The 787-nt window shown below is 76.0% G+C and carries 1 protein-coding gene and 1 pseudogene; both read right to left on the reverse strand.

Features of this window, described 5'->3' with window-relative positions:
• A pseudogene (locus tag AC5RV2_RS18690) lies at positions 1 to 266 on the reverse strand (gephyrin-like molybdotransferase Glp); the annotation flags it as partial.
• A 126-nt stretch (positions 267 to 392) separates the two neighbouring features.
• Positions 393 to 787, reverse strand: a 395-nt coding sequence (locus tag AC5RV2_RS18695; RefSeq protein WP_494093572.1) for a TOBE domain-containing protein, incomplete at its 5' end; no start/stop codon positions are given.

A 787-nucleotide genomic window follows, 5' to 3' on the forward strand; every position in this document is an offset into this window, starting at 1 on the left:
AGCGCCGGGGCGGCATAGCCGGCCGGAATCGCCGCGGCCGCGGCGAACCCGGCTCCCCCGGCGGTCTCCGCGCTGCGGACCGCGTAGCCGTCCATCTGCGAGTTCGCGAAGGGCGGCAGGCTCATCGGCGCGGCCACGTCGGCGGCCAGCACCCGCCCGAGGGCCGCCGCCAGGGCCACCGTCTCGCTCCCGGCGAGGCAGCCCCGTGCGGCGTGACGGAGCAATTCCTCGACGACGGCGCAATGCCCGGCAACGCTCTGTGCCACTGGCCCTCCTTGTCGCAGGCGGAACCGACGGCCGGGTGCCGGAAAGGGTGCCGCGCGTGCATGTTCTGCTGCCATCCTAGGGGACGGCCCCCGGGCGGCCCCGCGGGGCCTCCCCGGACGGGACAGTCAGCGCGGGTAGATCGAAACCTCGGCCGCCTTGACCACAAAGTGCACGCGTTCCCCCGGCGCCAACGACAGGTCGGAAACCGCGGCGGGCGTGACCTCGGCGGCCAGCGCGCCGGCCCTGACCGTGACCAGGCCGCCGTGCGGCACCAGTTCGGTCACGGTGGCCGCCACGGCGTTGCGCGGGCTGCCGGCCGGCAGGTCGGGGAACAGCGCCACCGAGGCAGGACGGAACACCGCCGCCGCGGGGTCCCCGGGACGCAGCCCGGCTTCGGCTTCGCCGCTCCAGTGCGTCCCGTCGGCGCCGGCCAGCCCGGTCTCCGTGGCGGTGCCGGTGACGAAGTTCAGGCCGGTCATGCCGGCGGCGAAGGCACTGCGCGGCCGGGCAAACACCTCGC

Source organism: Arthrobacter sp. Y3225116, assembly GCF_059091245.1.